Source organism: Verrucomicrobiia bacterium (genome assembly GCA_036405135.1).
Taxonomy (GTDB): domain Bacteria; phylum Verrucomicrobiota; class Verrucomicrobiia; order Limisphaerales; family JAEYXS01; genus JAEYXS01.
On record DASWYF010000018.1, the window covers coordinates 66387 to 92773 of the forward strand.

A 26387-nucleotide genomic window follows, 5' to 3' on the forward strand; every position below is an offset into this window, starting at 1 on the left:
GACAGTAGGGTGACAACCTTAATCCGGGCAAAGATTCTCCGTAGCAACCTGTTAGAATATTCCAGTCCAATTGACTGCTCTGACCGGCCCAAGTTTTCACTGCCATTTTCCAGCACATGATGTCTTCACCTCTCGGCGCAACGGTGCGGCAATTCGTTCCTCCCTGTCCAGAATGTCACAGTCACCCGGATGGCTTCGACAAATTCTGTGAAATCGACCGGCTTTACCACATAAGCATTGGCCCCCAGACGATAGCAAGCGGCGATGTCGCTTTCTTCACGCGAAGAAGTCAGCATGACCACCGGGATGATACGCAACCGGTCGTCCTCCTTGATTTGGCGCAACACATCCAGTCCGTCCACCCCCGGCATCTTGATGTCCAACAGGATCACGTCCGGGTCCGGATCAGTCCGCCCCTCAAAACATCCACGACAATACAGATAATCCAAAACCTCCTCGCCACCATGCACCACGGCCAGCTTCGCACCTGTCGGCCCGCGCTGAAGGGCGATCTGCGCCAGTTGCAGATCGTTCTCATTGTCATCCGCCACCAGGATATACTTGGACATATGTCAGATGCTTTTCGGCAATGAAAAATAAAACGTTGCTCCCTTGCCCAACTTTCCCTTGGCCCAGGTTCTTCCTCCATGCCGGTTGATGATCCGCCTTACATTAGCCAGCCCGATGCCAGTTCCTTCAAAATCCGCCGCCCTATGCAAACGCTGGAACACGCCGAACAATTTGTCCGAATATTTCATGTCGAAGCCCACGCCATTGTCCTGCACGTAGATGACATGCTCCTGTTTTGCCTGCATTGACCCCACCTTTATATGCGCCTCCTCCCGTTGCCGTGTATACTTCAACGCATTTGACATCAGATTGATCAATGCCTGCCGCAGCAGTGACATATCTCCTAGCACTTCAGGCAAAGGCCCGATCTCCCATGCCACCTTTCGTCCGTTAAGGTCGTGGCTCACCGTTTCGCGAACTTCATTCACCAGCTTCTCCAAGCCGACTGGCACCTTTCGCAATTCTGTCCGGTTCATCTGCGAGAACGCCAGCAAGTCATCGATCAGCTTGCCCATGCGTGAAGCCGCCGCCGCAATCGTCTTGAAAAGCTGTGCATCTTCCTCATCCAGACGCCCACCAAGTCTCTGCTGCAACATCTCGACAAATCCGTTGATGTGCCGCAAAGGTGCGCGCAAATCATGCGAAACCGAGTAGCTGAACGCCTCCAGCTCCTTATTGGCCGCCTCCAGTTCCGCCGTGCGCTGCATCACCCGGTCTTCCAGGATGGAATTGAGCCGCCAGATCTCCATTTCCGCTTCCTTGCGCTTGGCGATATCTCGCACGAAACACGTAAGCATAAGCTGCCCGTCCACGACTCGTGTGATAGCCATCTCCACCGGAAACTCCGATCCATCTGCACGCTGTGCCGTGAGTTCCATCCGATGCCCGATCAAACTTCCCACGCCATGGATCAGATAATTCGTCAGCCCGTCCTGATACAGCTTCCGCAGTGCTGGCGCGATGACGATCTCCTCCATGCTCCGCCCGATGATTTCATTATGTGTATGACCGAACATTCTCTCCGCCGCCGGATTCCATTCCCGGATCAGCCCCTCGGAATCGATGGATATGATCGCATCCAGCGCCGTATCCAGAATCGCCTTCTTCCGCGCCTCACTCGCATGCAACGCCTCAAAAACTCTTCTCCGCTCCGTCACATCCCGCGTGACCAGTGCGAACCCCTGCAGATTCCCCTCCGGATCTTCCAACGCCGTGATAACCGTATTCGCCCAGAACGTGGAACCATCCTTTCTTACTCTCCATCCTTCCTCTTCGAAACGGCTATCCGTCGCCGCCTGCCTTAACGCATGTTCCGGCAATTTCTTCTGACGGTCTGATTCAATGTAAAACCGCGAAAAATTCTGCCCCAAGATATCTTCATTCCCATATCCCTTGAGACTCGTGGAACCGCTATTCCAGCTCACCACTTTCCCCTCCGGGTCCAGCAGGCACAAGGCATAATCTTTCACCCCTTCCATCAGCATGCGGAAACGCGCTTCACTTTCCCGGAGCGCATCCTCCACTTCCTTCCGCAGCTTCCTCTCTTCCGCTTCTCTCACTGCCCGTCTTACCGCCAGTGCCAGATTGGAACTCAGCTTGCTCTTGAGCACATAGTCCGTTGCGCCGCACTTGAACGTCTTGATCGCGACTTCCTCCCCCAAGTTGCCCGTAACAAAGATGAAAGGCACATCCGGGGCCTGCTCCTTCGCGAGCTTGAGTGCCATGAAGCTGTCGAATAAAGGCAGCCCATGATCCGATAAAATGATGTCCGGATGCTGGTTCAGGCCGCTGACGAACTCATCCTTTGTCTCCACCCGTTGGGACTTGAACTTAAAGCCGCTCTTCTCCAGCTCCAGATCGATCAGAGCCGCATCGTAGGCCGAATCTTCCAGCACCAGAATGAAGAGTTCTTTGTTCACGACATTCGGCTTTCGTTTAAGTGATGCGCAGTTCGATCGTCCCTCTTCTTCCCTCATCCCTCGCACCGCGCTTCAATCGTTTCGCCGCCAGCGCCGCCCGCCATCCGTCTTGTGCCCAAAAACTGGTCAGCAGATCCACACTGCTTGTATCAATTCCGTTATCCGCCCCAGTCAACACCGTGAGACTCTTCATGCCACAAGCCAGTCCTGTGCCATTCGCTTTGAGAATGGCTTCCTTCTTCGTCCAGCAATCAAAGAATGCTGCGGGTCTTTCACTCACCGGCAAAGTCATCCAGAACCGCCACTCCGCGTGGGAAAAAATCATGCACGCCATCTCTTCCATGTCTCCCATCGTCCGCACTCGCTCTATATCTACACCGATCTCCGCATCCGTGCTGAATCCATAGAGCGCCAGCTCCCCCGAGTGACTCACGTTAAATTGCAACGCCTGCTCTTGCGGCAAACCTGCCAATTCCGGTTTCCCATTGGCTCCGTAATGGAAAACGAGCTCGCCGGGTTCTCTCGAAAGATAACGCCCCAGCATCTCTCTCAGTATTCCGCGGCACGCCAGAAATCGTTGACGATCGAGACGATGCCGAAAACGGTTCGCCCGTGCCTTCTCTTCATCGGACAAGCCGCCGATCTCATCGACCCGGACAGCATCCAGATTCAAGCACCATACCTGCACTTCGCCCGGCTGGACTTGCCAGCCATGGTCCGCGAATTGCCGCAGACTCGGCGCGCTCGTTTGCGTTTCGATAGGTTCAGACTCGGGCGAAACTCCTGCCTGCCAAGGGCTCCGCACACTCCAGAACCGGCTGATCAAACTGGGGTTCATATACAAGTTTGCCGTAATCCAGTTTCAACAACCGGTCGGCCAGATGGAAATATTTGTCGTCATGCGTGATCACGAGCACCGTCTTGCCCCGGTTCTTCAACTCCGGCAGCAGTTGCTCGTAGAAGACCTGTTTGAAGAGCGGGTCCTGATCGGATGCCCATTCGTCAAAGAGATAGAACGGCCGGTCTTCCAGATAAGCCGTCATCAAAGCGAGGCGTTTGCGTTGTCCCTGTGACAGCGCGACCGTCGAAAGCACACCATTCTTCACCTTCACCTTATGGGAAAGATGCAGATGATCCAGATACTGCTTCGCCTGCGCATCCAGATCCGTGCCCTCAAGTCCGAGAAGATTCTCAAAAACGTAAAAGTCCGAGAACACCGCTGAGAAAATCTGCCGGTAATCGTCGCGATTCTGATCCGTCACCCGTTTGCCATTCAACAGGACATGCCCACCTTCTGGCGGATAAAGCCCCGTAACCAGCTTCGCCAGAGATGATTTGCCGCTGCCATTACCGCCTACGAGATAAACGATCTCACCCGGGTGAAACTTGAGGTTGATCGGACCGAGAGTGAATTTCTCGTCTTCTTTCTCGCGATGATAGGAATGCGTGACGTCCACCAGTTCCAGACTGTCGAAGTTGATTACCTTCTCCTGCGCTGCTGGCAATGCTGTCATATCACCATTGTCCAAGAGCGATGCGCCCATGGCTTCGATCTTCTTGAACGAGATATTGCCACGGCTGAAGGCCGAAAGACTGCCCAGCACACCCGCCAGCGGTCCCATCAAGTATAGTGCCGTCACCACGTAGCCTGTCAGCACCGCTGGCGTGATAGTCTGCATCTTGGGCAGGCCAAAGAGAATGACACCTACAAGGATGAAGAAAAGCACCTGTGTCCATGTATGCGCGATGATGAACCGTATCTCTGCCGAGACATTGTTTCGGGAAAACCTCTCGGTGATGTCTTGGATCTGATCGAGAAAATCCCCTCTCCGCTCACGATGCAGCTTCAATTCCTTCACACCCTCCGTCAGACCACGGAAGCAACCGAACAAGCTATCCTCGCCCTCACGTGCCTGGGCCAGATGGCTGAATCCGCTCACGATCAACAACCGATAAGCGACAACACCGAGCAAGATCACGATGGACATGCACAAAGCCACCTTCCACGAAAGCCAGCTCAGATAGATCGCACCACCGATCAGGATCGCCACATTCACCGCGAAAGTTGGAATGATAAGCAAAGCCTGGGTCACTTGTGAGATGTCCTCGCTCAAGGTGACCATCACGCGAGCCGCACCGATCTCCTCCAGCTTCCGCAATGGCACGGCGAGAATCTTCTTCACCAGATTGCGCCGCAAATTGGCGATCGTGTCTTGCGAGAAGCGCACGAGTGAAACTTGTGCGGCAAAAGTTGACCCCAGTTTGCCCAGCGCCAGCGCGATGAAGCCATACATCAGCACATCGGTGATTCCACCCTCGCGGGCGAGCACATGGTTGATGAGGGCAATCAATGCTGCATTGCACACGCCACCGATCACCGCTGCCATGAATGTCCAAAACAGCAGTTTTCGCCCCGAACCCAGCAGATATCGCATCATGTTCATCTTCGTGTCTTTTTGGTTACGCCTTCTGGAGGCAAATTCTGATCTCATTGGCCGTCGCCTTCACGAACGGCTCCGCTAAAATGCTTTCATGCGCCCCGGCCACATACCGGATCGTTGTTCCACCCGCCGCCAGATCGTTCCATCCGTAACTCTCATCAAAGGAACACCATAGCGAATGTCCGCGCGTTCGAAATAGGGTGACATGCCCGTTTATCGGGCGTGGATGGTGACTCATCAGCGCATTGATATGAGTCTTCCACAGTTCACGCCGTTCAGCCGGTTGGGTGGAAAGGTCCACAAACTCCTCCACATCGATCTTCGGTTTCTGACCAAAATATTTTCCCAGCCGCTTGATGCGTTTCACCACACCCTTGGCCTTCCACAGCATGATATTGCGCTGATCCCGGCCATCGAGTTGCAGGAAGTAACCCGCCCAGTACCCCAAGTTCAGCAGAAACTTGCCACCTGTGCGCAGATTGATCTTCACCTTGTCATAAGATGAATTCGGAGGCACACAGTTGATCAACGCCAGCAATGCCACCTTCTCTCCCTGCTCTTCCAGCATCCGTGCCATCTCATACGCCACATTCCCGCCGAAGCAGTATCCACCCAAATAGTATGGCCCCTGCGGCTGATAAGCGCGTAACTCCGCCACGTAACATGCGGCCATCTCCTCAATCGTCTTAAACTCTTCCTGTCCGATCATTCCTTGCGAACTGAACGCGATGATCGGTTGATCTTTCCCCAACGAGTGCGAAATATTCGTATACCCCCAGAACATTCCGCCGCCCGCTCCATGCACGAGAAACAGCGGCGGCTTGGAGCCTTTGCCCTGGATCTCCGCGATATGCTGAACACGGTCACGCGGTTGCAAACTCCGCAGATGATCCGTCAACTGCTCCACCGTCGGACGTAAAAAGACCTCCGCCACCGGCACGCGATTCCCAAATGTCTTCTCCACTTGTGATACCAATTTCACCGCCAGCAGCGAATGCCCACCCATCTCGAAGAAGTTGTCTTGCACGCCCACCGGATGCACTCCCAGCACGTCTTCCCACACCTTTACCATCTTCCGCTCCAGTTGATCACGTGGCTCCAGCAATTCTTTCGACGCATTGCCGTCTTCTATTGGCTTGAATGCTGGCAACCGTTTCTTGTCCACTTTGCCATTAGCATTCAGCGGAAACGCTTCCACCCGCATAAAGAACGCCGGGATCATGTATTCGGGCAATGTCCGCCGCAGGAACACTCGCAGCTCTTCAGCAGTCACATCCTTTCCATCACCCGTCGTGTAATATGCGCCCACATCCTTATCCCCTCGTGCATTGGGTAGGGTCACCACCACGCTGTTCGCTATTTGCGAATGCTTCTTCAGCGCATTCTCGATCTCGCCCAACTCCACCCGGAACCCGCGTATCTTCGTCTGAGAATCAGAACGCCCTTGGAATTCAATCACTCCGCTTTCCAACCACCGCACCTTGTCCCCCGTGCGATAAAGCCGCTTCACCGGCCCACCACCGACGGCAAGCTGAACGAACTTCTCCGCTGTCAATTCCGGTGCATTCAGATAATCCAAGGCCAGTCCATCACCCCCGGTATACAGCTCGCCCGTGACACCGATTGGCACCAGTTTCTGGTTCTCATCCAGCACATACACATCTGTGTTAGCGATCGGTTTTCCGATCGGAATCGTCTGGCTTCGTGAAAAATTCGCCGTCACTTTATGACAGCAAGTAAACGTCGTATTCTCAGTAGGGCCATACCCGTTGATCACCTCGCAGCATTCCATCGCCTTTGCCACATGCGCAGGTGATAGCACGTCTCCACCCGCCAGCACGCGACGCAAACCTTGGAATGCCTTCGGATCATGTTCCACCATTTGATGAAACAATCCCGCCGTGAGCCACAATGTCGTGATCTTGTTCTCACGGATGAACTCCGCCATCTCATGCATCGTCGGCAGATGCGGAGGAAACACTACCAACTCGCCACCATTCAACAGCGGTCCCCATATCTCCAAAGTGGATGCGTCAAACGCCAGCGGCGCGAACTGCAGGAAAACCTCATCCTCACCAAACGGCGCATAGTTCGTATTCTTAACCAATCGCACCACGCCCCGATGCGGCACGCGCACACCTTTTGGCGTCCCCGTAGACCCCGAAGTAAAACTCACATACGCGATGTTCTCGGCATCAATGGCCACATTCGGATTTGCAACATCCGCCGAATTCTCCAACACCTTCTGCAAAATCAGCGTCTGGCAAAAGTTCCCGCCATTCTCAGAAGCCACAGCCGCCACCACCTGCTCTAGCACGCTTGAAGACTTTTCCTCCGTCAAGATCACCCGCGGATGCACATCCTTCATCATCGCCTTGAGACGCGGCTCCGGCATCGTGGCGTCCAGCGACACATACCCCGCGCCTACCTTGATGATTCCCAACACCGCCACCACCATCGCCAAAGACCGTTCGCACGAGACCACCACCAAGTCGCCCGTCTTCACGCCACATTTCAGCAACCGATCAGCCACGACATTCGCACGCCGATTCAATTCCCGATAAGTCAGTTGCTCTTTCTCAAAGCTGAGCGCCCGTTTCTCACCATACCGCTCCACCACTTCCTCAAACAGACTCTTGATTGATTTATCCGCCGGATAATCCGTCCTCTGCCCCGCCCACTCATTTAACAACCGGTTGCGTTCATTCTCCGAAATGATCTCCAGATCGCTCAACTTAGTCTCTGGGCGTGCCACCGCTGAAGCCAGCAATGTTTCATAATTTCCGAGCAAACGTGCGATCGCCGTCTCCGTGAAGATATCCACGTTATACTCAGCATGCAGCGTGATCTGTCCCGCATTCTCCTGCACCGTGAAGATAAGATCGAACTTCGCCGTCCCCGTATCCATCGGTAGCGCTGAGACAGAAAGCCCTTCCAGCTTCAAATTTTGCGTCTCTTCACTGTTCAAGGCGAACAACACCTGCACCAACGGCGAGTAGCTGGGGCTGCGTTCCGGCTGCAGTTCCTCCACCAACTTATCGAACGGGTAATCCTGATGCGCAAATCCCTCCAGCGTGACATTACGCACGCGCGTCAACGCTTCCGTGAACGAAGGATTTCCCGTCAGCTCCGTCCGTAACACCAGTGTATTGACGAAGAAGCCGATGATCCCTTCCGTCTCAAATTGCGTACGCCCTGCGATCGGCGACCCCACCACCACATCCGTCTGCTGCGTGATGCGGCTAACCAGCACATTGAACGCTGTGAGAAACAGCATGAACTGCGTGACATTGTTCTGCTTGCCCAAAACACGCGCTTCCGCCGCCAAGTTCATCGGCAGCTTCCTCGTAACCCAGGAACCTTTGAACGTCTGCTGAGCCGGACGGACTTTCTCGGTCGGCAATTCCAATAAAGGCGGTGCAGCCTTCAACTGCTTCTCCCAATACTTCCAGTGCCGCTCCATCACCTCACCACTCATCCCCTGCAACTGCCACAACGCATAGTCCACATACTGCAATGGCAATTCAGGCACAGTCGGCTCACGAAGGGCTTTGACCGTTTCATAAACTGTCGCGAATTCCTTGAAGAAAACCGTCAACGACCATGAGTCCGAGATGATATGATGCATCGTCACCAGCATCACATGATCGCGCTCTCCCAACTGGAACAGCACCGTTCTCATCAAATACCCCACCGTCAGATCAAACGGTTTGGCTGCCTCCGTCAGCAATGCCTGTTGCAGAGCCGATTCGCCTAATGATTCAAACGGCTTCGTGATATCGATGCTCTTGAGATCAGCCTTGGCTGGCTCTTGTACGATTTGCACTGGTGTTCCGTCCTCGCTCACGAAACGCGTCCGCAACGATTCGTGCCGTTGCACCATCCAATCGAGAGTCTTCTGCACCGCCACCACATCCAGCTCTCCCTGCAACCGGATCGCCGAAGGCAGATTGTAGAGCGGACTTCCCGGCTCCAGATTGTCGAAGAACCAGAGCCGTTGTTGCGCAAAAGAAAGCGGCGCCTTGCCATGCTTGGCTGCTCGCGGGATGCGGGGAGTTGCTGTCGCCGGCTTGACTGCCCCCTTGAGGCGTTTTTCCAGCAACGCCCTTTTCTCAGCGCTCAACTGCGGCTTTCCCGTTACCGTGTCATTCTCCACGATCATGTGGCGCTCCTCGCGTTAACCGCCGCTTCCTCATCACTGAGAGCACTGATTTCCTCGATCACGATCCGCTCGATCTCCGCCGCCATGGCTTCAACCGTCGGCCTTTCAAAAAAGATTTGCATAGGAAGTTCTACTTCAAAGGCACTGCGCACCCGCGAGATCACCTGAGTGACCAGCAGGGAGTGACCACCCAACTCGAAAAAATCATCATGTACACCGATCTTCGACCGCCCCAACACCTCCGACCATATCTGAACGAGGGATTCTTCGGTCTCATTCCTCGGCGCCACATACGCCTGCTCGCTCGGAGCAGCAGTGACATCAGGTGCAGGCAATGATTTGCGGTCGATCTTGCCACTCGGTGTCAGCGGCAGTTTCTCTAGGAAGACGAACGCGCTGGGCACCATGAACTCCGGCAGTTTTGCATCCAGAAACTTCTTGAGCTCAGGCCATGTGACATCGGGATTGTTGCGGACCACATACCCGGCCAGGCGCTTGTCCCCCGTTTCACCTTGATACACCGTCACCGCCGATTCCGAGACTCCCGGATGTGTTGCCAATACTGCCTCGATCTCACCCAACTCCACCCGATACCCCCGGATTTTGATCTGGTTGTCCGCCCTTCCCAGAAACTCAACGTTCCCATCTGCCTTCCAGCGCGCCAGATCGCCTGTCTTGTAAAGGCGGTTCTCAGTTCCGGGAGCAAAGATATCCGGCACAAACTTCTGTTCCGTCTGCGCGGGATTGTTCAAGTATCCCTTCGCGAGACATTGGCCACCAATGTACAGCTCGCCCACCACATTTACCGGCACTGGCTGGCGGCATGCATCCAGCACATAGAGGCACGCATTTGCCACCGGCTTGCCGATCGGCGGCAGCGCCGGCCATTCCTCCGGACGTCCATGCAATGTGTAAGCCGTGACCACATGACTTTCACTCGGTCCATATTGGTTGCACAGTGTCGCGTGTGTAGACCGCGAGAAGAAGTCGCGTATCTGCGGCGTCACTTGCAGTTGCTCACCCGCCGTATTGATCTCTTTGAGACACGGCAGATTGATCTCGTGTTCCAAAGCTGCCTCTGCGAGTTGTTGCAAAGCCACGAACGGGAGGAAGAGACGGTGAATCTGATGCTTCGCCAGAAACCGTGAAAGCGCCACGGGATCACGCCGCACTTCATTCTCGATCAACACCAGCGTCCCTCCCGAGCACCATGTGCAGAATATCTCCTGGAACGAGACATCAAAACTGAGCGAGGAATACTGCAGGGTCGAATCCCCCCGTCCCATCTTGGAATTGCGCCGTTGCCAGTCGATCAGATTGACCAAAGCCTGGTGTGGCATCGCCACACCTTTTGGCGTTCCGGTAGAACCCGATGTGTAAATGACGTATGCCAGATTCTCAGGACCAGCGACAGGACGGATGACCGCTTCAAGCGATTCTTCCGCCGTGAACCGGTCAAGTTCAACGACCTCAGCACCATGAGCAGGCAACAAACTCACCAGTGAACTCTGTGCAAGCAAAACCTTCACCTTAGCATTGCCCAGCATCGCTGCGATGCGCTCACGTGGATAAGTGGGATCCAACGGCACATAAGCTCCACCGGCCTTCAGCACAGCGAGCACCGCTATCACCATCTCCAAAGAACGCTTGGCAAATATCCCCACCGGCACATCGGGGCCTACACCTAAACCATTCAACGCAGTCGCCAGCCGACCACCCCGCTCGTTCAACTCATGATAAGTAAGGAAACAATCTCCCTGCACCACAGCGATGGCTTCAGGAGTCGCCACCACCTGCTGTCCAAAAAGCTCATGCACCGTCGGCACACTCAAAGGAGGAATCGCCGGATGATTCCATTGCACGAGAACTTTCTCTCTCTCCTCAGCGGCGAGAATCTCCAGTTCACACGCGAGTTGATACGGATTGGAAGCGATGCCTTCCAGTAGTGTCTGGAAATGTTCCAGCCAGCGTTGAATGGTGGCACCGGAAAAAAGCGCCGTGTTATAGCGGCAATCCAGTTCCAATGCACCGTTGACCTCGATGATGTTGAAGCCCAGATCGAAGTTCGTGAAGCTGTGACGGTTCGCCGCCAACCCGATCTCCAGATCACGGAAGGCAGGTGCCTGCGCCCAGTGTTCCACATTAAATGTCACTGAAGTCAGCGGCATGCGCCCCAAAGCACGGGCGACATTCAGTTTCTTGATCAAGGTCCCGAAGGTGCAATTCTGGTGCTCATAAGCCGTCACGAAAAGCTGATGCACCGCTGCCAGATAGTTATGAAACGTTTGGCGTAAACTCGCCTGAATACGCAATGGCAGGAAATTCACGCAATGCCCCACCACTGTACCGCCACGTTCTAATCCCCGGTCTGCCACCGGCACACCGATCACGATATCCTCCTGATTGCTCAGGCGTTGTAACAGGCAGGCGTATGCCGCAAGAAGGGTTTGATAAAGTGTGCAGCCATTCTTGGCGCTGAGTTTCCGCAACTCCTGCGTCAAAGATGCCGGCAAAGAACGGAATTCACGGGCACCTTGAAAAGTCCACTCATTCGGGCGCGGATAATCCACGGGCAACTCCATCACGGGCAGGCCGTCAGCAAATTGTTGCACCCAGTAGCCTTCACTGGTTTGGGCTGACTCCGTGGATGTACGGGCTGTTTGCGAATGCACAAACTCGCTCAGTTGCATGGCTTCATCCAGTTCAGGCTCCCGCCCCATCACTGCCGCCGAATACAACTCACCCAATTCACCCAGCAACCGCCCGAATGAATGTCCATCACAGATGATGTGATGAAGCGTCAGAACGAAGACATGATAGTCCTTCTCCAACCGTATCAACGATGCACGCACCAGCGGTCCCGCCACCAGATCGAAAGGTTTGCCAGCATCCGCCACCAGAAACGCATTAAGCTCTTCCTTGCGACGATCACCAGCCATCGCAATCAGATCGCGAAACTCGAAAGAAGAGTTCACATCCGCATGAATGACCTGGCCTTCACCTTCGGGCTCGATCGTGACTCGCAGGGCTTCGTGACGTTCCGTCATCCTCTCCCACGCCTGTTGCAAGCGGTCTGTCTGCAGCGTGCCACGCAGATGCAGCAGGCAGCTTTCATTGTAAGAGCAGGAAGCCACCGGGCTGATCCGTGATGCGAACCAAATCTCGCGTTGAGCCTCCGTCAAAGGTATCCGAACCGTCTCTGGCGTCTTCACTGTGGAGGAAACCACACTGCTATTAGCAGGCTCGCACTCTTCTGCCGACAGGTGTAACTCCAGCTCCGACTCAACATGCGCGGCCAGTTTTTCGATCGTTGAAAACTTATCTAGCAATTGACCAAAAGCCACACGAACTCCCAAACGCCGCTCAATCGCCAGGCTGAATTGCGTCAGGAACAGTGAATCCAATCCCAGTTCGGTGAACGTCGCATGATCTTCAACATTTCCAGATGAAAAGCCTGACAATTCGCAGAGAATGCTGCGCACAGCCGACTTCACCGTGATCGGCTCTTCATCAGCCACCAGCTTCTGGTCATGGTATCCGGTGTTTTCTGCTGGAACGGTACTCTCTTCATTCACCGTTTTCGCTGCCACCCGTGTTTCCAGTGTTTTCGCAGATGGCTCTGCGCAATAGCGTTTGTGTTCGAAAGGATAGGTTGGCAGCGAGATCAACGAGCCATTTCCTTTCCCGTGCAATGCTTTCCATTCAACCGCCACGCCAGCAAGCCAAAGCTGTCCTACCGTCCGCATCACCGCTTCTATATCTGAGCCCTCTCCCACCGCATGCGGCAGGCCGCTGATTATTGTGACCGTATTGTGAATCTCCGGCTGCATCTTGGCCAGATTGCCCAACACCTTTCCGGGACCGGTCTCCAGCAAAACTTGATGCGGCACCTGCATCAACTCATGCACGCCTTTGCCGAATAAAACCGTCTGCCGCGTATGCTTGGCCCAATACTGCGGATCAGCGGCCTCATCAGCCGTGATCCAATCGCCCGTGACGTTGGAGATAAAGGGAATCTCAGGAGCATTGCGGGTGACACCGGAAATCACTTTGACCAATGATTCCAGCATCGGCTCCGTCATCGCCGAATGGAACGCATGTGAAACCTGCAATAACGTGCAAGCCATCTGTTGCGCCTCCAACCGCTTCTTCACTTCTTCGATATGCGCTGATGGACCGGAAAGCACACAGAGGGAGGGAGAATTGACCGATGCCAAGCAGACATCCTCGCTCAAGCATGAGCTGACACTCGAAGCTGAATTGCGCACCGCCAGCATCTTGCCCGGCTCCAGCAACTGCATCATCTGCCCCCTCTTTGCCACGATCATCAATGCATCCGGCAGGCTGAACACACCAGACAAGCAGGCTGCCACATACTCTCCCAAGCTATGACCGATAAATGCACTTGGGCGGATGCCCCAACTCATCCACAACTGCGCCAAGGCATACTCCACAGTGAACAGGGCCGGTTGTGCGAATTCGGTCTGTGTAAGTTTCAATTGCGCAGCTTCAATATCAGTTCCTTTGGGAAACAGGATATCGCGCAGATCACAATCGAGATGGGGCTTCAACAAACTGGCGCAGGTATCAACTGCCTGGCGGAACACCGGCTCGCCATCATAAAGCCCCTTGGTCATGTTCACTTGCTGAGTGCCCTGCCCCGGGAACATGAACGTGACAGCCGGATTGTCACGTTTCACTGCACGATTAAAGACATTCTTATTCTCGCTCAGTGCTTGGATGGCTGCGGTGCGATCACTGCTGACACAGACACGGCGGCAGGCAAAGTCATGTCTTCCCGTTTGCAACGTATAGGCTACATCAGCGAGCTCACACTCATTATGCTCCTTCAGATACTTCACCAGATTGGCAGTAGCGACATCGAGGGCTGTCGGTGTCTTGGCCGAGATCGTCAGCACTTGAGCCGGACGCACTGGAACGTTCGGAATTTTTGGCGCTATCTCTTCCAAAACTAGATGCGTGTTCGTCCCTCCCATGCCGAACGAGCTGATGCCTGCCCGCCGGGGAAATTCACCTTCAGGCCATTCCCGCAAAGTGTTGTTCACGTAAAATGGCGAATGGGCAAAATTGATCTTCGGATTCGGCTCGCCGAAATGCAGGCTGGGCGGGATGCGCTTATGATAGAGTGACAATGCCGCCTTGATCAGTCCCGGCATGCCTGCCGCTGTATCAAGGTGACCGATATTCGTTTTCACCGAGCCAAGCGCGCAGAATCCGGTCTTCTCCGTTGTGGCGCGAAAGGCTTTGGTCAGACCTTCGATCTCAATGGGATCGCCTACCGGTGTTCCAGTGCCGTGTGCTTCGACATAGCCGATGGTATCCGCCGAAAATCCAGCCATCGCCAGGGCGGTCGCGATCACTTCCGCCTGTCCATCTATGCTCGGAGCCGTGAAACCCATCTTGGAGGAGCCATCGTTATTCAGTGCAAACCCTTTGATGACTGCATAGATCCGGTCACCATCTGCCAACGCTTCATCCAGGCGCTTCAAGACCACGATTCCCACACCTTCACCCGGGACTGTGCCTGACGCAGAAGCATCGAAAGCGCGGCAATGTCCATCAGCAGAAGCGACACCACCAGCCTGATGGAAATAACCCTGACGTTGCGGAAATGAAACGGATACGGCGCCAGCAATGGCCACATCACAATCGTAATTCAGCAAATTCTGACAGGCCACGCAGACGGCGCTTAACGATGTGGAGCAAGCAGTCTGCACCGTCATGCTCGGGCCTTTCAGGTTCAACTTGTATGAGACACGTGTGGGCAGGTAGTCCTTATCATTGCCTAAGATCAGTTGATAATTCCCCGCCTGTGCCATCAATGCCGGAGAAGTTGCCAGATTGTAAGCCAGATACGTGTTCATGCTCATACCGGCGAACACGCCGATGGAGCCATTGAATTTTTCCGGAATGCAGCCAGCGTTTTCCAATGCTTCCCACGCGCACTCTAGAAACTGACGTTGTTGGGGATCAGTGATGGTCGCTTCCTGCGGCGTCATGCCGAAGAAACCAGGATCGAAATGGTCCGCCTCGTCCAGTATACCGCGTGCCCGCACATAATTCGGCGCGTCTTGCGGCTGTTGGAATGCTTCTTCGATTCCGTTGAAGAAAGCGATGGATTCTACTCCCCCGCAGAGATTGCGCCAAAATTCATCGATATTGCGCGCCCCCGGAAAGCGTCCCGCCATGCCGATGATCGCTATGCCGTGTGTATTTTCCTCAGTGCTCATACAGTCACCTCATCCCGTTGCCGGGCTTGAAGACCTCTCTGTTTCATTTTTCCTCGTTGAAGCACTGCATTCATGGTTTGGCCCTTACTGCCGCCTAGGTGAGCTGCAAGTGAAGATGGGGTCGTGTATTGGAATAATTTCGCCAAAGGCATGTCCGCGCCCAATTGCTCCTTCAACTTTGCCTGCATCTGCACCACGAGCAGGGAATGACCGCCCAGATCGAAGAAGTTGTCGTGCAAACCGATCTCTGATGCGCTTACACCCAGCAACTCCGCCCAGATGGTGATGATGCGATTCTCCATCGCTGAACCGGAAGCAAGCGAAGCGGGCTTTGAAATCACAGTCGCTTTCTCCGGCTTGGGCAATGCCTTCCGGTCGATCTTGCCATTGGGAGTCAGCGGAAGTTTATCCAAGAACAAGTAAACCGAAGGAATCATCGCCTCGCTCAAAATCTCTTTCAGCGCGCGCTTCAGGTCAACGATCGTAGGGGCTGCATCCATCGACTTCACCAGATACGCCACCAGTTGCGGCTCCTTCCCATCATCAGCCCGGGCGATCACCACTGCTTCAGCAATGCCCTGAGTGCGTTGCAATACAGTCTCGATCTCGCCCAACTCGATGCGTTGCCCACGGATCTTCACTTGATTGTCCACGCGGCCGAGGCATTGCAACGTACCGTTCTCCAGCCAGCGGGCCAAATCACCGGTGCGATAGATACGCCTGCTGTCGCCCGCAAGAAACGGGTGCGGAAGAAATCTCTCGGCCGTCAATGCTTCACGGTTCAGATAGCCACGCGCCACACCTTCACCGCCGATGTAAAGTTCGCCCACTTCACCGATGGGCAGCGGTTGGAGCGTTTCGGACAGTACATAGACCTCCGTATTGGCAATGGGATGGCCGATGGAAACCTGCGTATCACCGCGCTGGATATGCTGGACCGTAGACCAGACCGTGGTCTCTGTGGGCCCATACATGTTAAAGACACCGTTAGGGCTGGTCTCGCAAAGTTGCCCGACCAACGAAACCGGCAATGCTTCTCCGCCCAGCAAAAGTCGTTTCAAACGACGGATCGCGGCTTCCGCACTGGAGTCACCCAACAATCCTTTCAACAAAGACGGGGTGCACTGAAAATGGGTAACTTCGTGCCGGATGATCTGTTCGGGCACCGTCATGCCACTCGCTGCAGCCAGTGTGCTGGTGCCACCGGGTTGGATCACCACCTTAAACCCACGTGCCAGAGTCCAGAAGAGTTCCAGCACTGAGATGTCGAACGAAATGCTCGTCACCGCCAACCATGTTCCGGGTTCAGCGCCCAGTTCGCGGTCCATGGCCACAAAGAAATTGCTGACATTACGATGCGTCAGCATGACGCCTTTCGGCTGACCGGTGGAGCCAGAGGTGTAGATCACGTAGGCGAGGTTGCCGGATGAAACGGAAGTAACCGGCGCATACGCCAAAGACTCATTTGCCTCCTCCAAACGGATCACTTGAACACCAGCGGGATTTGCCTCGAAATTCTCTGCGCCATACTTCAGCAAAACCTTGGCACCGGAATCCTGCAGCATGTAAGTCAGGCGTTCTTGCGGGTATGTGGGGTCTAAGGGGACGTAAGCAGCGCCGCTTTTCCAGATGGCCAGCAGACCGATCATCATCTCCAGAGAGCGTTCCGCCAAGATTGCGATCCGATCATCCGGCCGTGCGCCTAGGTTTTGCAACCTCACGGCCAGCGCATTGGCGCGCTGGTGCAGTTCCATATAGGTCAGAGTTTTATCTCCGTAGATGACTGCCGTGGCATCGGGAGTTTTGCGGCATTGCTCTTCGAGGAGCTGATGCGCGCACTTGTCCGCAGGAAAAGGCATCTCCGTGGCATTCCAATCAAAAAGCACTTTTTGGCACTCATCATCGGAAAGCTGTGGTTGGATGATTTCTATCCCATCCCGCAGCGGGCATGCCCCCTGCTCTGTCCCCGCATCTGCCATTGGCAACACTGAATCCTTCATGACCTTGTATCTCGTGGGTCTACCAAAACTGCATAAGTGGTAAGCTAATTGCGGGCGAAGACACAGTGGGTGTAGACCTTACTCTGGGGGTGTATCTCCACCATATCGCACGGCCGTTTGCGGGTATTTTGGCGCAGAGACCGGGAAAGGCCCCATTACGCGAAAACCGGACCTGTCACATGCTTCGGGCGGACGAACTCAAACACAATGCCCTTTAACCAATTCCCGGGTCCAGAACAGTGAGAACTTTATGGCCACTTTCCCCTTTGTCATGTGCGGCGTGCCTTTCGATCAGGTCACGATGGATGAATCAGTCGAGATCGTGCAGAAGATGATCCGCTCACGACGCCCTCACCACATCGTCACCGCCAATGTCGACTTTCTGGTGCAATCACTGCATGACGAAAAATTGCATCAGATATTCTTGGATGCCGACCTTCTCCTCTGTGATGGCACACCTTTGGTCTGGGCTTCACGTTTGCTCGGTCACCCATTACCGGAACGCGTCGCCGGTTCTGATCTCGTCCCGCGCCTCATGGAGTTGGCCGAAAAGAAAAATTACCGCATTTTCCTTTTAGGCGGCAGTCCTGAAGCCAATGAAGCCGCTGTCAAGAATCTGGAAGAGCAACACCCTCGCCTGATCATCGCGGGACATTACTCACCACCCTTTGCTCCCTTGAAGGACATGGACCATGAAGGCATCTGCCAACGTATTCGCGAAGCCGATGCTGACATCCTGCTCGTGTCCTTCGGTTGCCCCAAACAGGAGAAATGGATATCCATGAACTATCAGGCTCTGGGTGTGCCTGTAGTGATCGGTGTGGGCGCAGTGATTGATTTCTACGCCCGTCGCGTCAAACGCGCCCCAGTCTGGATGCGTGAATCCGGCTTGGAATGGGTCTATCGCCTTTCACAGGAACCGCGCCGCCTCTTTCGCCGTTATGCGGTAGATCTTTACGGCTTCGTCACCGCCATGTTGATGGAAAAGTGGCACGATCAACATCCGCCAGAAATTCCCCTGCTCCATGGGCCCATTGAAGTGGAGGAAACCAAGTGGCGCCGGATTCATATACCTGCGCGCTTGGATTCGAACTTGATCACAGATCATGCGGTCTTCTGGCACCACGTGAGCCATCACGATTACCTGTTGAATCTCGAAAACGTGGAATTCATCGATGCCGTAGGCGCAGGCATGCTCATCCGCCTGCATCAAAGGTTGAAGCAGCAAGGCCACGCACTGCTGCTGCTTAATCCTTCGCCGACCGTTCTGATCACGCTCAAACGCCGCCGCCTTCTCCAGCATCTGACCGTGGTAAAAAGCGAAGAGGAAGCCGCACAGAAAACTTCCCCACGCGCTGAGATCCACTCTTTGCCGATGGCGACACCTCTTGCCGCTTAACACCCAATGAACATCGGGATATCCACCTCCGTCGTCCAACGTGGCAAAACCGGTGTGGGCCAATATCTGCTGGCTCTCACCAAGGCGTTAATCGAAGCCGAGACCGAACATCAGTTCACGCTTTTCGTCTTAGAGGAAGATTTGCCGCTATTCGAATTCGCCCGTGACAGCGTGAAATTGGTTCCAGTCGCAGAACGTTATCGTCCGGCCGTCAAAAACATCCTGTGGCATCAGGCTATCCTTCCTGGCCTTGTGCGGCACGAACAGATCGATGTGCTGCACATCCCGAGCTACCGCCGAATGCTTTGGCGGCAGCCCTGCCCCATGGTCGCCACCATTCACGACCTCGCACCTCTGCGGGTCAAAGGTAAATACGATTGGAAACGGACGTTCTATGCCAGTGGCGTTGTGAAGCATCTGGCTCGCCGACAAGACCACATCATTTCCGTCAGCAAACACACAGCCGAAGACATCCAGCATTTCTTTCACCTTCCCCAACCGCAAATCACGGTGATTCACAATGGCGTAGATCACCAGCGGTATTCGGCCATCGGAGCGCAAGCATCCAAGAAGCTCATTGCGGAACGTTATGGTCTTAAACAGCCATTTTTCCTGTATATCTCGCGCTTGGAGCATCCCGCCAAAAACCATGTCCGTCTGATCCAGGCATTTGAAATGTTTCAGGAGAAAAACTCTCCCTGGCAACTTGTGTTTGCTGGAAGCGATTGGAACGGAGCCGATGTCATCCACAACGCCATCAGTAAATCACGTTGCAAGAACTCCATCCACAGTCTCGGCTTTGTCCCTGACGAAGTCGTGCCCGATTTGATGCGCGCCGCTGATGTGTTCGTCTATCCTTCGCTTTACGAAGGTTTTGGGCTGCCTATTGCTGAAGCCATGGCCTGCGGAGCGCCCGTCATTTGCTCAAACTGCAGCAGTATGTTGGAAGTGGCAGGCGATGCCGCTGCCACCGCAGATCCGGAAAATGTAGTCGCCCTCAAATGGCAACTTCTGCGTCTGGCGGGCAATCCGCGCTTGCGCGAGCAACTCTCCCAAGCCGGCTTGCAGCAAGCCCGTCTCTTCGACTGGAAGCGCACCGCATCCGCTACACTTAAAATCTACGAACAGGTCGCCCGCAAAGAGGCGTGTATCAGGACCAGTGACCTGATCGCCAATACCAAGTGAAACGAAGGCTAACCGTTATCGCCTTAGGGTGTTCACCCCAACCAAGGTTTTCAGAAACCCAAATCCGTGCATCTTCCTCAATAAAATCGGGCTTTTTCTTCTACGCCATGTTTCGTGCCAAAACCTGTGCGTGCAGTTTGACTCTCACCCGCCCAAGTACATATGTGGAAATATGCAATGCCGTGACATGCATCATTTCAATTAAGGCCAACGCCTGTGACGCATTGCCAGCTTGCTCATTTTAAGACTAATCCCATGAAGAACACACAAAAACTCCTCTTAACCCTCATCCTGCTTTGCGCCCATGCAGCCGCGTGGGGCCAAACCGAAGTTTTGATCACTCAAGGGCGCGCGGCGCTTGCTGCCCATGACATGCCCACTGCCACCCTGCGTTTCAGCGAGGCTGTCCAGAGCAATGCCAACCATGAGACCGCCAATTTCTTTTACGGCCTCACTCGGATATTGAATTCCGCCCATACTTCGGCAGGTCAAAATTTCCTAAACCAGCTCGGTATCAGCGCCAGCGGTCGCAACATCTACGAATGGGATGCGACTGTGGCTGAGGATGGCAACGGTGATCCCGAGGCCCCTTCAGGCATGTCCGCCTCCGCCTTTACCGTACATCTTCGGAATCAGATTCTGCCTGAGATTGTGAATGCAGAAGCCAATCTTGCCAAAGTTGTCAGCCCTTCATTTCGTGTCTCGCTTACGGCGGATGAAACCGGTAGCAGCGCAGTGGACATCGATTACGCAGATGTCTTGATGCTGCGTGCGCTTCTGAAAGGTTTGAACTATTGGATCTACACCGTGAATTCATGGAATACGGATGTGCAACTGATCACCTTGAAAAGTCTGGCGGTCAATCAAACCTTGAATGCCAAGGACTTGCTGACCGCATACCCGCAACTCTTCACCTTCACCACCACGGCAGATCAAACCGCTGCAAGGACCGCTTTTGAAGATTTCGTCACATTCTACCTGAATGCATCGCTCGCCATCCGCAACCGCTCTTCCCAGACGGACCTTCTGTTTCAATACGATACGGACATGGCTGTGCGGGAAGAGAATTTCCGGCAAACCATCACTGAATTAAAGACATCTCTTACCTCGCCCAACACCGCTCTCACCCAGGCGCCCGGCTTGACTTTCAGCCTTGCAAATCACTTCTCCGCTTCCGGTGCCCCAAGAAACTTTCTGCCCAAGTTCTCTGGTGATGCATTTGTGCGCGGCACGCTCCCGGATGTCACTTTCGGCGGTGTAGCCATGGGCCTGAAGCGTTCTGACATCGAAGACTTCCTCAGCGATGTCACCCTTTCTGTGCCGAACATTCTGACTGTCACCTATGAGGGAAATCAGGCCAGTGGATTCAGCACCTTGCTGATCTCCGACATCGCCTACAATGAAACATTCACGCTCTACACCGGCACTGAAATCCCGTTCAACCCACCCACTGCGATCCCTGTAGAATACAGTTTCGTGAGCACGGATGCGAATGGCAACCGCCGGATCGAAACCACCTACACCACGCCTGCCGGATCGCCTGCCAGCTTCTTTACCATCCAATCCGTCGACACCATCTTGGTTCAGGGTTATGTGTATGACAGCTTTAGATTCCCGGTTTCCGGCGCACTCGTCCGTTTGCGTGATGATCATTCCCAGTTCACCTTCACCTCACTGGACGGCTACTATTCCATGGTCTTGCCGCAACGCGCACGCCTGCCCTATACCGCGTATCGGCTGGAAGCGATTGATGAGTTACTTGGCACGGTACAGACGGGTTACCGTTTTAGAAACGAAACGACTGACATCCAATTCGCCCCTCCGGCCATCACACCTCCCACTCCGGCAAATGACAATTTTGCCAACGGAATCACGATCTCCGGTCTCCCTGTTACCACGAGCGGAACCAATGTCGGCGCGACACGCGAAGCTGGCGAACCACAGCATACTGACATCAACGATCCTTTTGCCGGCCGTCAATCTGTCTGGTGGTATTGGACATCGACAGTCACAGGACCTGTGGAGATCAACACTTCGGGCAGCAACTATGATACATTGCTGGGTGTTTATACTGGCAGCAGTGTGGGTGCCTTGACACAGGTGGCAGCAAATGACGGCCATCCAGAAGACGACTATCAGATCAGCAGAGTAACCTTTAATGCTGTGACTGGCACGATGTACCGCATTGCGGTGGACGGCTGGCGCTCAGCCAATGGCTCGATCACGTTGAACATCAAGACTCCTTGATCTTGTTCTTTTTATACAGGAGCGGCTTCATCTGAAGCCGCTTTTTTGGGCAATGTTCTGCGCCAACAAAAACCTCCGGCCCTAACGGACCGGAGGTTTTCTCGCCACGAAGGGCATCGGCCCTTCATGATTCATCATGGGCAAGCTCATCTCGGGCAGCCTTGGTTTCAAGCTGGCCGCGTTCGCGTTTGCATTCAGATGGATCAACATCCTCGTAAAATTGCTGGTTCAGTTTTGCTTGTGCACTCTCTGTCATCACACGCCGGGCAAAGACCAAAGTCTTGTTCACTGTTCCACTTACCACCACGCGTTCCCCTTTCATCGCAGCCTCATAGCCATCCTTGGCCACATCTTGTGGGGCCATGAGGTTGGCTTTTTGAAACGCACGTGTGGTAAGCATATCTGCCTTAGGAAAGAAATCCGTATCGGTAGGACCCGGGCACAAGGCAGTAACGGTGATATCCGAATTCTCCAGTTCCGTGGCCAGAGCTTCGCTGAATGAGAGCACGAATGCCTTGGTGGCGTGATAGACTGCCAGCAGCGGTCCAGGTTCAAAGCTCGCCACTGATGCAGTATTCAGAATACGACCATGACCTCTTGCAAGCATTGAGGGAAGGAAGCACTTCGTCATACGGACGACCGCCTCCACATTGAGGTGGATCATGCTGATGTCTTTTTCCAGCGGTATTTCCCAGAAACGGCCGCGTTGTCCCATCCCGGCGTTGTTGACCAGAATTTCCACCTGAATACCGGCACGATAAAGTTCGTCAAATATTTCATCAGGCGAATTGGGCCTCTCCAGATTCTTGCCAATGGAGTAAACGTCCACGCCATAAGTGTCGTGGAGTTCGTTCGCCACTGACTGCAGTTCTCCGAAATCCGGTGCCACAAGAACAAGCGGATGTCCGTGTTTCGCAAACTCCCGGGCCAGGCTGAGACCGATGCCGCTGGAAGCACCTGTGATCAAAGTAGTATGCGCGTTCATAAAGGGGAATCTCCCGTCAAGCGGCTCTAATATCTAACGGGGTAATCACCCCAAGTTTTTCCAGAACAAAACTCTTCTCCAGCAGTTGACGAAAACATCTTTAACATTCTGAAGGTTGGACAGGCCGCTTTCCGTCGCTTGTCTTTTACGGCTTTGTCAGGCTTCATATCGGCATGAACCGCCGCCAATTCCTCCGCGACAGCTCCGCCGCGCTTGCGTTCACCGCAGCCGCCAGTTACGTCCCCACCACTTTCGCCGCTGATAAGGCCAAGCGCGTAGGCCTCATCGGCTGCGGTTGGTATGGCAAAAGCGATTTGCTTCGCCTTGTTCAAGTCGCACCTGTCGAAGTCGTTTCTCTCTGTGATGTCGATTCCAAGATGCTCTCCGATGCCGCAGACATCGTCTCAACACGTCAGGTATCGAAGAAGAAACCACGCACTTACGGCGATTATCGCAAGATGCTCGCTGAAAAAGATCTCGATATCGTGCTCATCGCCACACCGGATCACTGGCATGCACTCGCGATGATCGATGCAGTGAAAGCTGGCGCAGACGTCTATGTGCAGAAGCCTACGAGCGTTGACGTCGTGGAAAGCCAGGCGATGCTCGCTGCCGCGCGTAAGTACAATCGCGTGGTGCAAGTCGGCACCCAACGCCGCAGCACACCGCATCTCATGGAAGCACGTGAGCAGATTGTGAAAGCGGGCAAGCTCGGCAAGATCGCCCACGTGGAGATTTGCTGCTACTATCAGATGCGTGCGAAGAACAATCCGCCAGACATCGCACCACCAGCGAACTTGGATTACGAGATGTGGACCGGCCCTGCCCCGATGCGTCCTTATAATGATTTGATCCACCCCCGCAGATGGCGTGCCTTCATGGAATATGGCAATGGCATCGTGGGCGATATGTGCATTCACATGCTCGACATGGTTCGCTGGATGCTTGAACTAGGCGCACCAAAACGAATCAGTTCGAGCGGGGGCATCCTGATGGACAAAGCAAGCAAGGCGAACATCAGTGATACGCAAACCGCGACGTTTGAATTTGATGGTCTCAATGTGGTGTGGACGCATCGCACCTGGGGCGCACCGCCTGACCCTGAGTATCCATGGGCTGCCATCATCTATGGTGAGAACGGAACGCTCAAAGCCAGCGTGAATAAATACGATTTCATTCCCCGAGGCAAAGGCGAAACCATCAAGAAAGATGTGGTGATGGAACTGGAACAGTATCCCGAGGACAAGGATGAGAAGGATCTGGAGAAGCACGTCGCTCCGGCCATCCGCGGTCACATGAAAGATTTCCTCGCCGCCATCGAGAAACGCAGCAAACCAGTCGCCGATATCGAGCAAGGTGTCATCTCCAGCGTCGCAAGCATTCTTGCCAATGTGTCTCTGGAAGTAGGCCGCACTCTCCAATGGGATGCAGCCAAAGGCCAGATCGTGAATGATCCTGAAGCGAGCAAGCTGCTGATGCGCCCGTATCGCGCACCCTGGACTCATCCCACGCCCGATAAAGTTTAAGCCTGCTTACAACTTCACCACCACCATGGCGGCACTCTGTGCCGCCATTTCTTTTTATATGGACGGCCTTCGTCAGCCTCGCTAGCGTCGCCATCGTTCCACAAACACACAACTCATGAGCCCATTCCTCGCAGAATTGATTGGGACCATGCTGCTCATCATTTTGGGCGATGGCGTGGTCGCAAACGTCGTTCTACAACAATCGAAAGGCCAAAACAGCGGCTGGATCGTGATCACCGCTGGCTGGGCATTTGCCGTCACAGTCGCAGTTTACTGTGTGGGAGCCATCAGCGGCGCACATTTGAATCCCGCTGTGACCATCTCCATGGCCAGCATCGGGTTGCTAAATTGGTCGCTCGTCCCCGTTTACATAGCGGCTCAAATACTAGGTGCTTTTCTAGGTGCCGTTCTCGTTTGGCTCGCCTACCTGCCTCACTGGGAACTTACCAAAGACCCAGGTGCCAAGCTCGCCGTGTTCTGCACCGGTCCGGCTGTGCGACGCCCCGCTTCCAATCTCATCACGGAAATCATCGGCACCTTCGTTCTCGTGCTGGGCGTGCTCGCCGTGTTGTCTCCGAGGAACTTGGTGCCGAACTCGGGCTTCGATGTAGGCTTCGGACCTTGTCTGGTCGGCGTCATCGTGTGGGCGATCGGACTTTCTCTGGGTGGACCGACGGGCTATGCGATCAATCCGGCGCGTGATCTGGGACCGCGTATCGCTCATGCGCTATTGCCAATCTCTGGCAAAGGTCATTCTGACTGGAGCTATGCATGGGTCCCAATCGTCGGTCCGCTTGTCGGCGGTGTGATTGGAGCGTTTTTCTATATTATGTTATGGCCTTGAGCGTCGTAATGGCGCGATCTCCCTCACCGAAAACTTCTTTACCTCCACATCCACTTGGTCCGTACGGAAGTAAACCGCCGGACATCCTTCGGTGATGATGTAGTCCTGAGGGCGATCACACCCCGCCTTCATCCCGCGCCAACCGCCCATGTCCGTAAATTCGGATACCAGCTTCCATTCGTTTTTTTCTTCAACGTCCAGATACATCTCTAGCTTTACGTGCTTGCCGTCGTCGAGATTGCGACACACATATTTCATCCCGATCCATTTTCCTTCCGGCACCGTCGGCCAAGGTCTGGGTGTCGGCTCCGGTTTCAGCCCGGCATAACCACCCGTGTGCCAGAGTTCTTTTTTGAAACCGCATTGGCCGTCGAATCTAGCCGTGGCGTGATAGCTGGTACCTTCGCACGGCACATAGTCGTTGTGCTTCTCACCACTGCGCGCGCTCAGGTAAAACGCCTGATAATCCATCTGCTTCGCCTGTTTCCCGCGTTTCACATAAACCGTCATCTCCACATTAGTCCAAAGCGGGCCGATGTATTGTCCATTGGCCGTCTTGGGTGTTACCACTTTCAGACGAGTCAATCCGGCCTTCACGGAAGCGACACCATCCTTGATGCGCAGATCGCCATCTTCATTAACAAAGAACGGGTCGGCAGAATCCAAGCTATAAGACTTCACCACGCGCTCTTTATCCCATTGCGCAAACCACTCGCGACCGCCTTTCGCTGTGGGATTCAAGACACTGACGCCGAAACGGTCTTTGGCTTTCTCAGACGACTGCGCAAAGATGCTGCCATGCAACAGACAAGCAGATACTATCGCTAACACCATCCAACGAAGTGATCTCATAAGACT

14 protein-coding genes are annotated in these 26387 nt (G+C 54.4%); 5 read left to right on the forward strand and 9 right to left on the reverse strand.

The annotated features are described in order from the left end of the window. Nucleotides 1-125: 125 nt before the first annotated feature. From VGH19_08110 to VGH19_08140, 7 genes are read right to left on the reverse strand one after another with little or no spacing between them, the layout of a single operon-like run. Nucleotides 126-569 (reverse strand): response regulator, encoded by a 444-nt coding sequence (locus VGH19_08110; protein ID HEY1171314.1) that lies wholly within the window; start codon nucleotides 567-569, stop codon nucleotides 126-128. 3 nt (nucleotides 570-572) lie between these two features. After that, entirely contained in the window at nucleotides 573-2489 is a 1917-nt protein-coding gene (locus VGH19_08115) for a PAS domain S-box protein (protein ID HEY1171315.1), read from the reverse strand. Between the two features lie 16 nt (nucleotides 2490-2505). Further along, a complete protein-coding gene (locus VGH19_08120) occupies nucleotides 2506-3327 on the reverse strand; it encodes a 4'-phosphopantetheinyl transferase superfamily protein (GenBank protein ID HEY1171316.1) in 822 nt (273 codons plus the stop codon). Continuing rightward, a complete protein-coding gene (locus tag VGH19_08125) occupies nucleotides 3254-4933 on the reverse strand; it encodes a cyclic peptide export ABC transporter (protein HEY1171317.1) in 1680 nt (559 codons plus the stop codon). Before VGH19_08125 ends, VGH19_08120 begins: the two co-directional genes overlap by 74 nt. A gap of 16 nt (nucleotides 4934-4949) precedes the next feature. Further along, nucleotides 4950-9092, reverse strand: a complete 4143-nt coding sequence (locus VGH19_08130; GenBank protein ID HEY1171318.1) for an amino acid adenylation domain-containing protein — start codon at nucleotides 9090-9092, stop codon at nucleotides 4950-4952. Further along, nucleotides 9089-15343, reverse strand: a complete 6255-nt coding sequence (locus tag VGH19_08135) for an amino acid adenylation domain-containing protein (protein HEY1171319.1) — start codon at nucleotides 15341-15343, stop codon at nucleotides 9089-9091. Before VGH19_08135 ends, VGH19_08130 begins: the two co-directional genes overlap by 4 nt. Then, entirely contained in the window at nucleotides 15340-17343 is a 2004-nt protein-coding gene (locus VGH19_08140; GenBank protein ID HEY1171320.1) for a non-ribosomal peptide synthetase, read from the reverse strand. Before VGH19_08140 ends, VGH19_08135 begins: the two co-directional genes overlap by 4 nt. A gap of 250 nt (nucleotides 17344-17593) precedes the next feature. On the opposite strand from VGH19_08140, the gene VGH19_08145 reads away from it, so the two are divergent. The 3 genes from VGH19_08145 (at nucleotide 17594) to VGH19_08155 (ending at nucleotide 22174) form a co-directional block, all read left to right on the forward strand. Beyond that, nucleotides 17594-18742, forward strand: coding sequence for a WecB/TagA/CpsF family glycosyltransferase (locus VGH19_08145; GenBank protein ID HEY1171321.1), 1149 nt, complete (start codon nucleotides 17594-17596; stop codon nucleotides 18740-18742). A gap of 54 nt (nucleotides 18743-18796) precedes the next feature. Next, a complete protein-coding gene (locus VGH19_08150) occupies nucleotides 18797-19927 on the forward strand; it encodes a glycosyltransferase family 1 protein (GenBank protein ID HEY1171322.1) in 1131 nt (376 codons plus the stop codon). Nucleotides 19928-20182: 255 nt separating this feature from the next. Then, on the forward strand, nucleotides 20183-22174 hold the full coding sequence (locus VGH19_08155; GenBank protein HEY1171323.1) for a hypothetical protein: 1992 nt from the start codon (nucleotides 20183-20185) through the stop codon (nucleotides 22172-22174). A 124-nt stretch (nucleotides 22175-22298) separates the two neighbouring features. Here the strand turns inward: VGH19_08155 and VGH19_08160 are convergent, their stop codons facing one another. Beyond that, entirely contained in the window at nucleotides 22299-23159 is an 861-nt protein-coding gene (locus tag VGH19_08160; GenBank protein HEY1171324.1) for an SDR family oxidoreductase, read from the reverse strand. A 173-nt stretch (nucleotides 23160-23332) separates the two neighbouring features. Here VGH19_08160 and VGH19_08165 point away from each other — a divergent pair, with 173 nt between their 5' ends. After that, entirely contained in the window at nucleotides 23333-24685 is a 1353-nt protein-coding gene (locus VGH19_08165) for a Gfo/Idh/MocA family oxidoreductase (GenBank protein HEY1171325.1), read from the forward strand. 115 nt (nucleotides 24686-24800) lie between these two features. Beyond that, a complete protein-coding gene (locus VGH19_08170) occupies nucleotides 24801-25529 on the forward strand; it encodes an MIP/aquaporin family protein (protein HEY1171326.1) in 729 nt (242 codons plus the stop codon). On the opposite strand, the gene VGH19_08175 is transcribed toward VGH19_08170, so the two are convergent. Then, nucleotides 25518-26381 carry a hypothetical protein gene (locus VGH19_08175; GenBank protein HEY1171327.1) on the reverse strand — a complete coding sequence of 288 codons (864 nt, stop codon included), beginning with the start codon at nucleotides 26379-26381 and terminating at the stop codon, nucleotides 25518-25520. The two genes, VGH19_08170 and VGH19_08175, sit on opposite strands and share 12 nt — an antisense overlap. Between the last annotated feature and the right edge of the window lie 6 nt (nucleotides 26382-26387).

Excerpts from the sequence above, each read along its gene's own strand:
- VGH19_08110 (HEY1171314.1), bottom strand. The coding sequence starts at position 569 with ATGTCCAAGTATATCCTGGTGGCGGATGACAATGAGAACGATCTGCAA.
- VGH19_08120 (HEY1171316.1), bottom strand. The coding sequence starts at position 3,327 with ATGAACCCCAGTTTGATCAGCCGGTTCTGGAGTGTGCGGAGCCCTTGG.
- VGH19_08125 (HEY1171317.1), bottom strand. The coding sequence starts at position 4,933 with ATGAACATGATGCGATATCTGCTGGGTTCGGGGCGAAAACTGCTGTTT.
- VGH19_08130 (HEY1171318.1), bottom strand. The coding sequence starts at position 9,092 with ATGATCGTGGAGAATGACACGGTAACGGGAAAGCCGCAGTTGAGCGCT.
- VGH19_08135 (HEY1171319.1), bottom strand. The coding sequence starts at position 15,343 with ATGAGCACTGAGGAAAATACACACGGCATAGCGATCATCGGCATGGCG.
- VGH19_08140 (HEY1171320.1), bottom strand. The coding sequence starts at position 17,343 with ATGAAGGATTCAGTGTTGCCAATGGCAGATGCGGGGACAGAGCAGGGG.
- VGH19_08145 (HEY1171321.1), top strand. The coding sequence starts at position 17,594 with ATGGCCACTTTCCCCTTTGTCATGTGCGGCGTGCCTTTCGATCAGGTC.
- VGH19_08155 (HEY1171323.1), top strand. The coding sequence starts at position 20,183 with ATGAAGAACACACAAAAACTCCTCTTAACCCTCATCCTGCTTTGCGCC.
- VGH19_08160 (HEY1171324.1), bottom strand. The coding sequence starts at position 23,159 with ATGAACGCGCATACTACTTTGATCACAGGTGCTTCCAGCGGCATCGGT.
- VGH19_08165 (HEY1171325.1), top strand. The coding sequence starts at position 23,333 with ATGAACCGCCGCCAATTCCTCCGCGACAGCTCCGCCGCGCTTGCGTTC.
- VGH19_08170 (HEY1171326.1), top strand. The coding sequence starts at position 24,801 with ATGAGCCCATTCCTCGCAGAATTGATTGGGACCATGCTGCTCATCATT.
- VGH19_08175 (HEY1171327.1), bottom strand. The coding sequence starts at position 26,381 with ATGAGATCACTTCGTTGGATGGTGTTAGCGATAGTATCTGCTTGTCTG.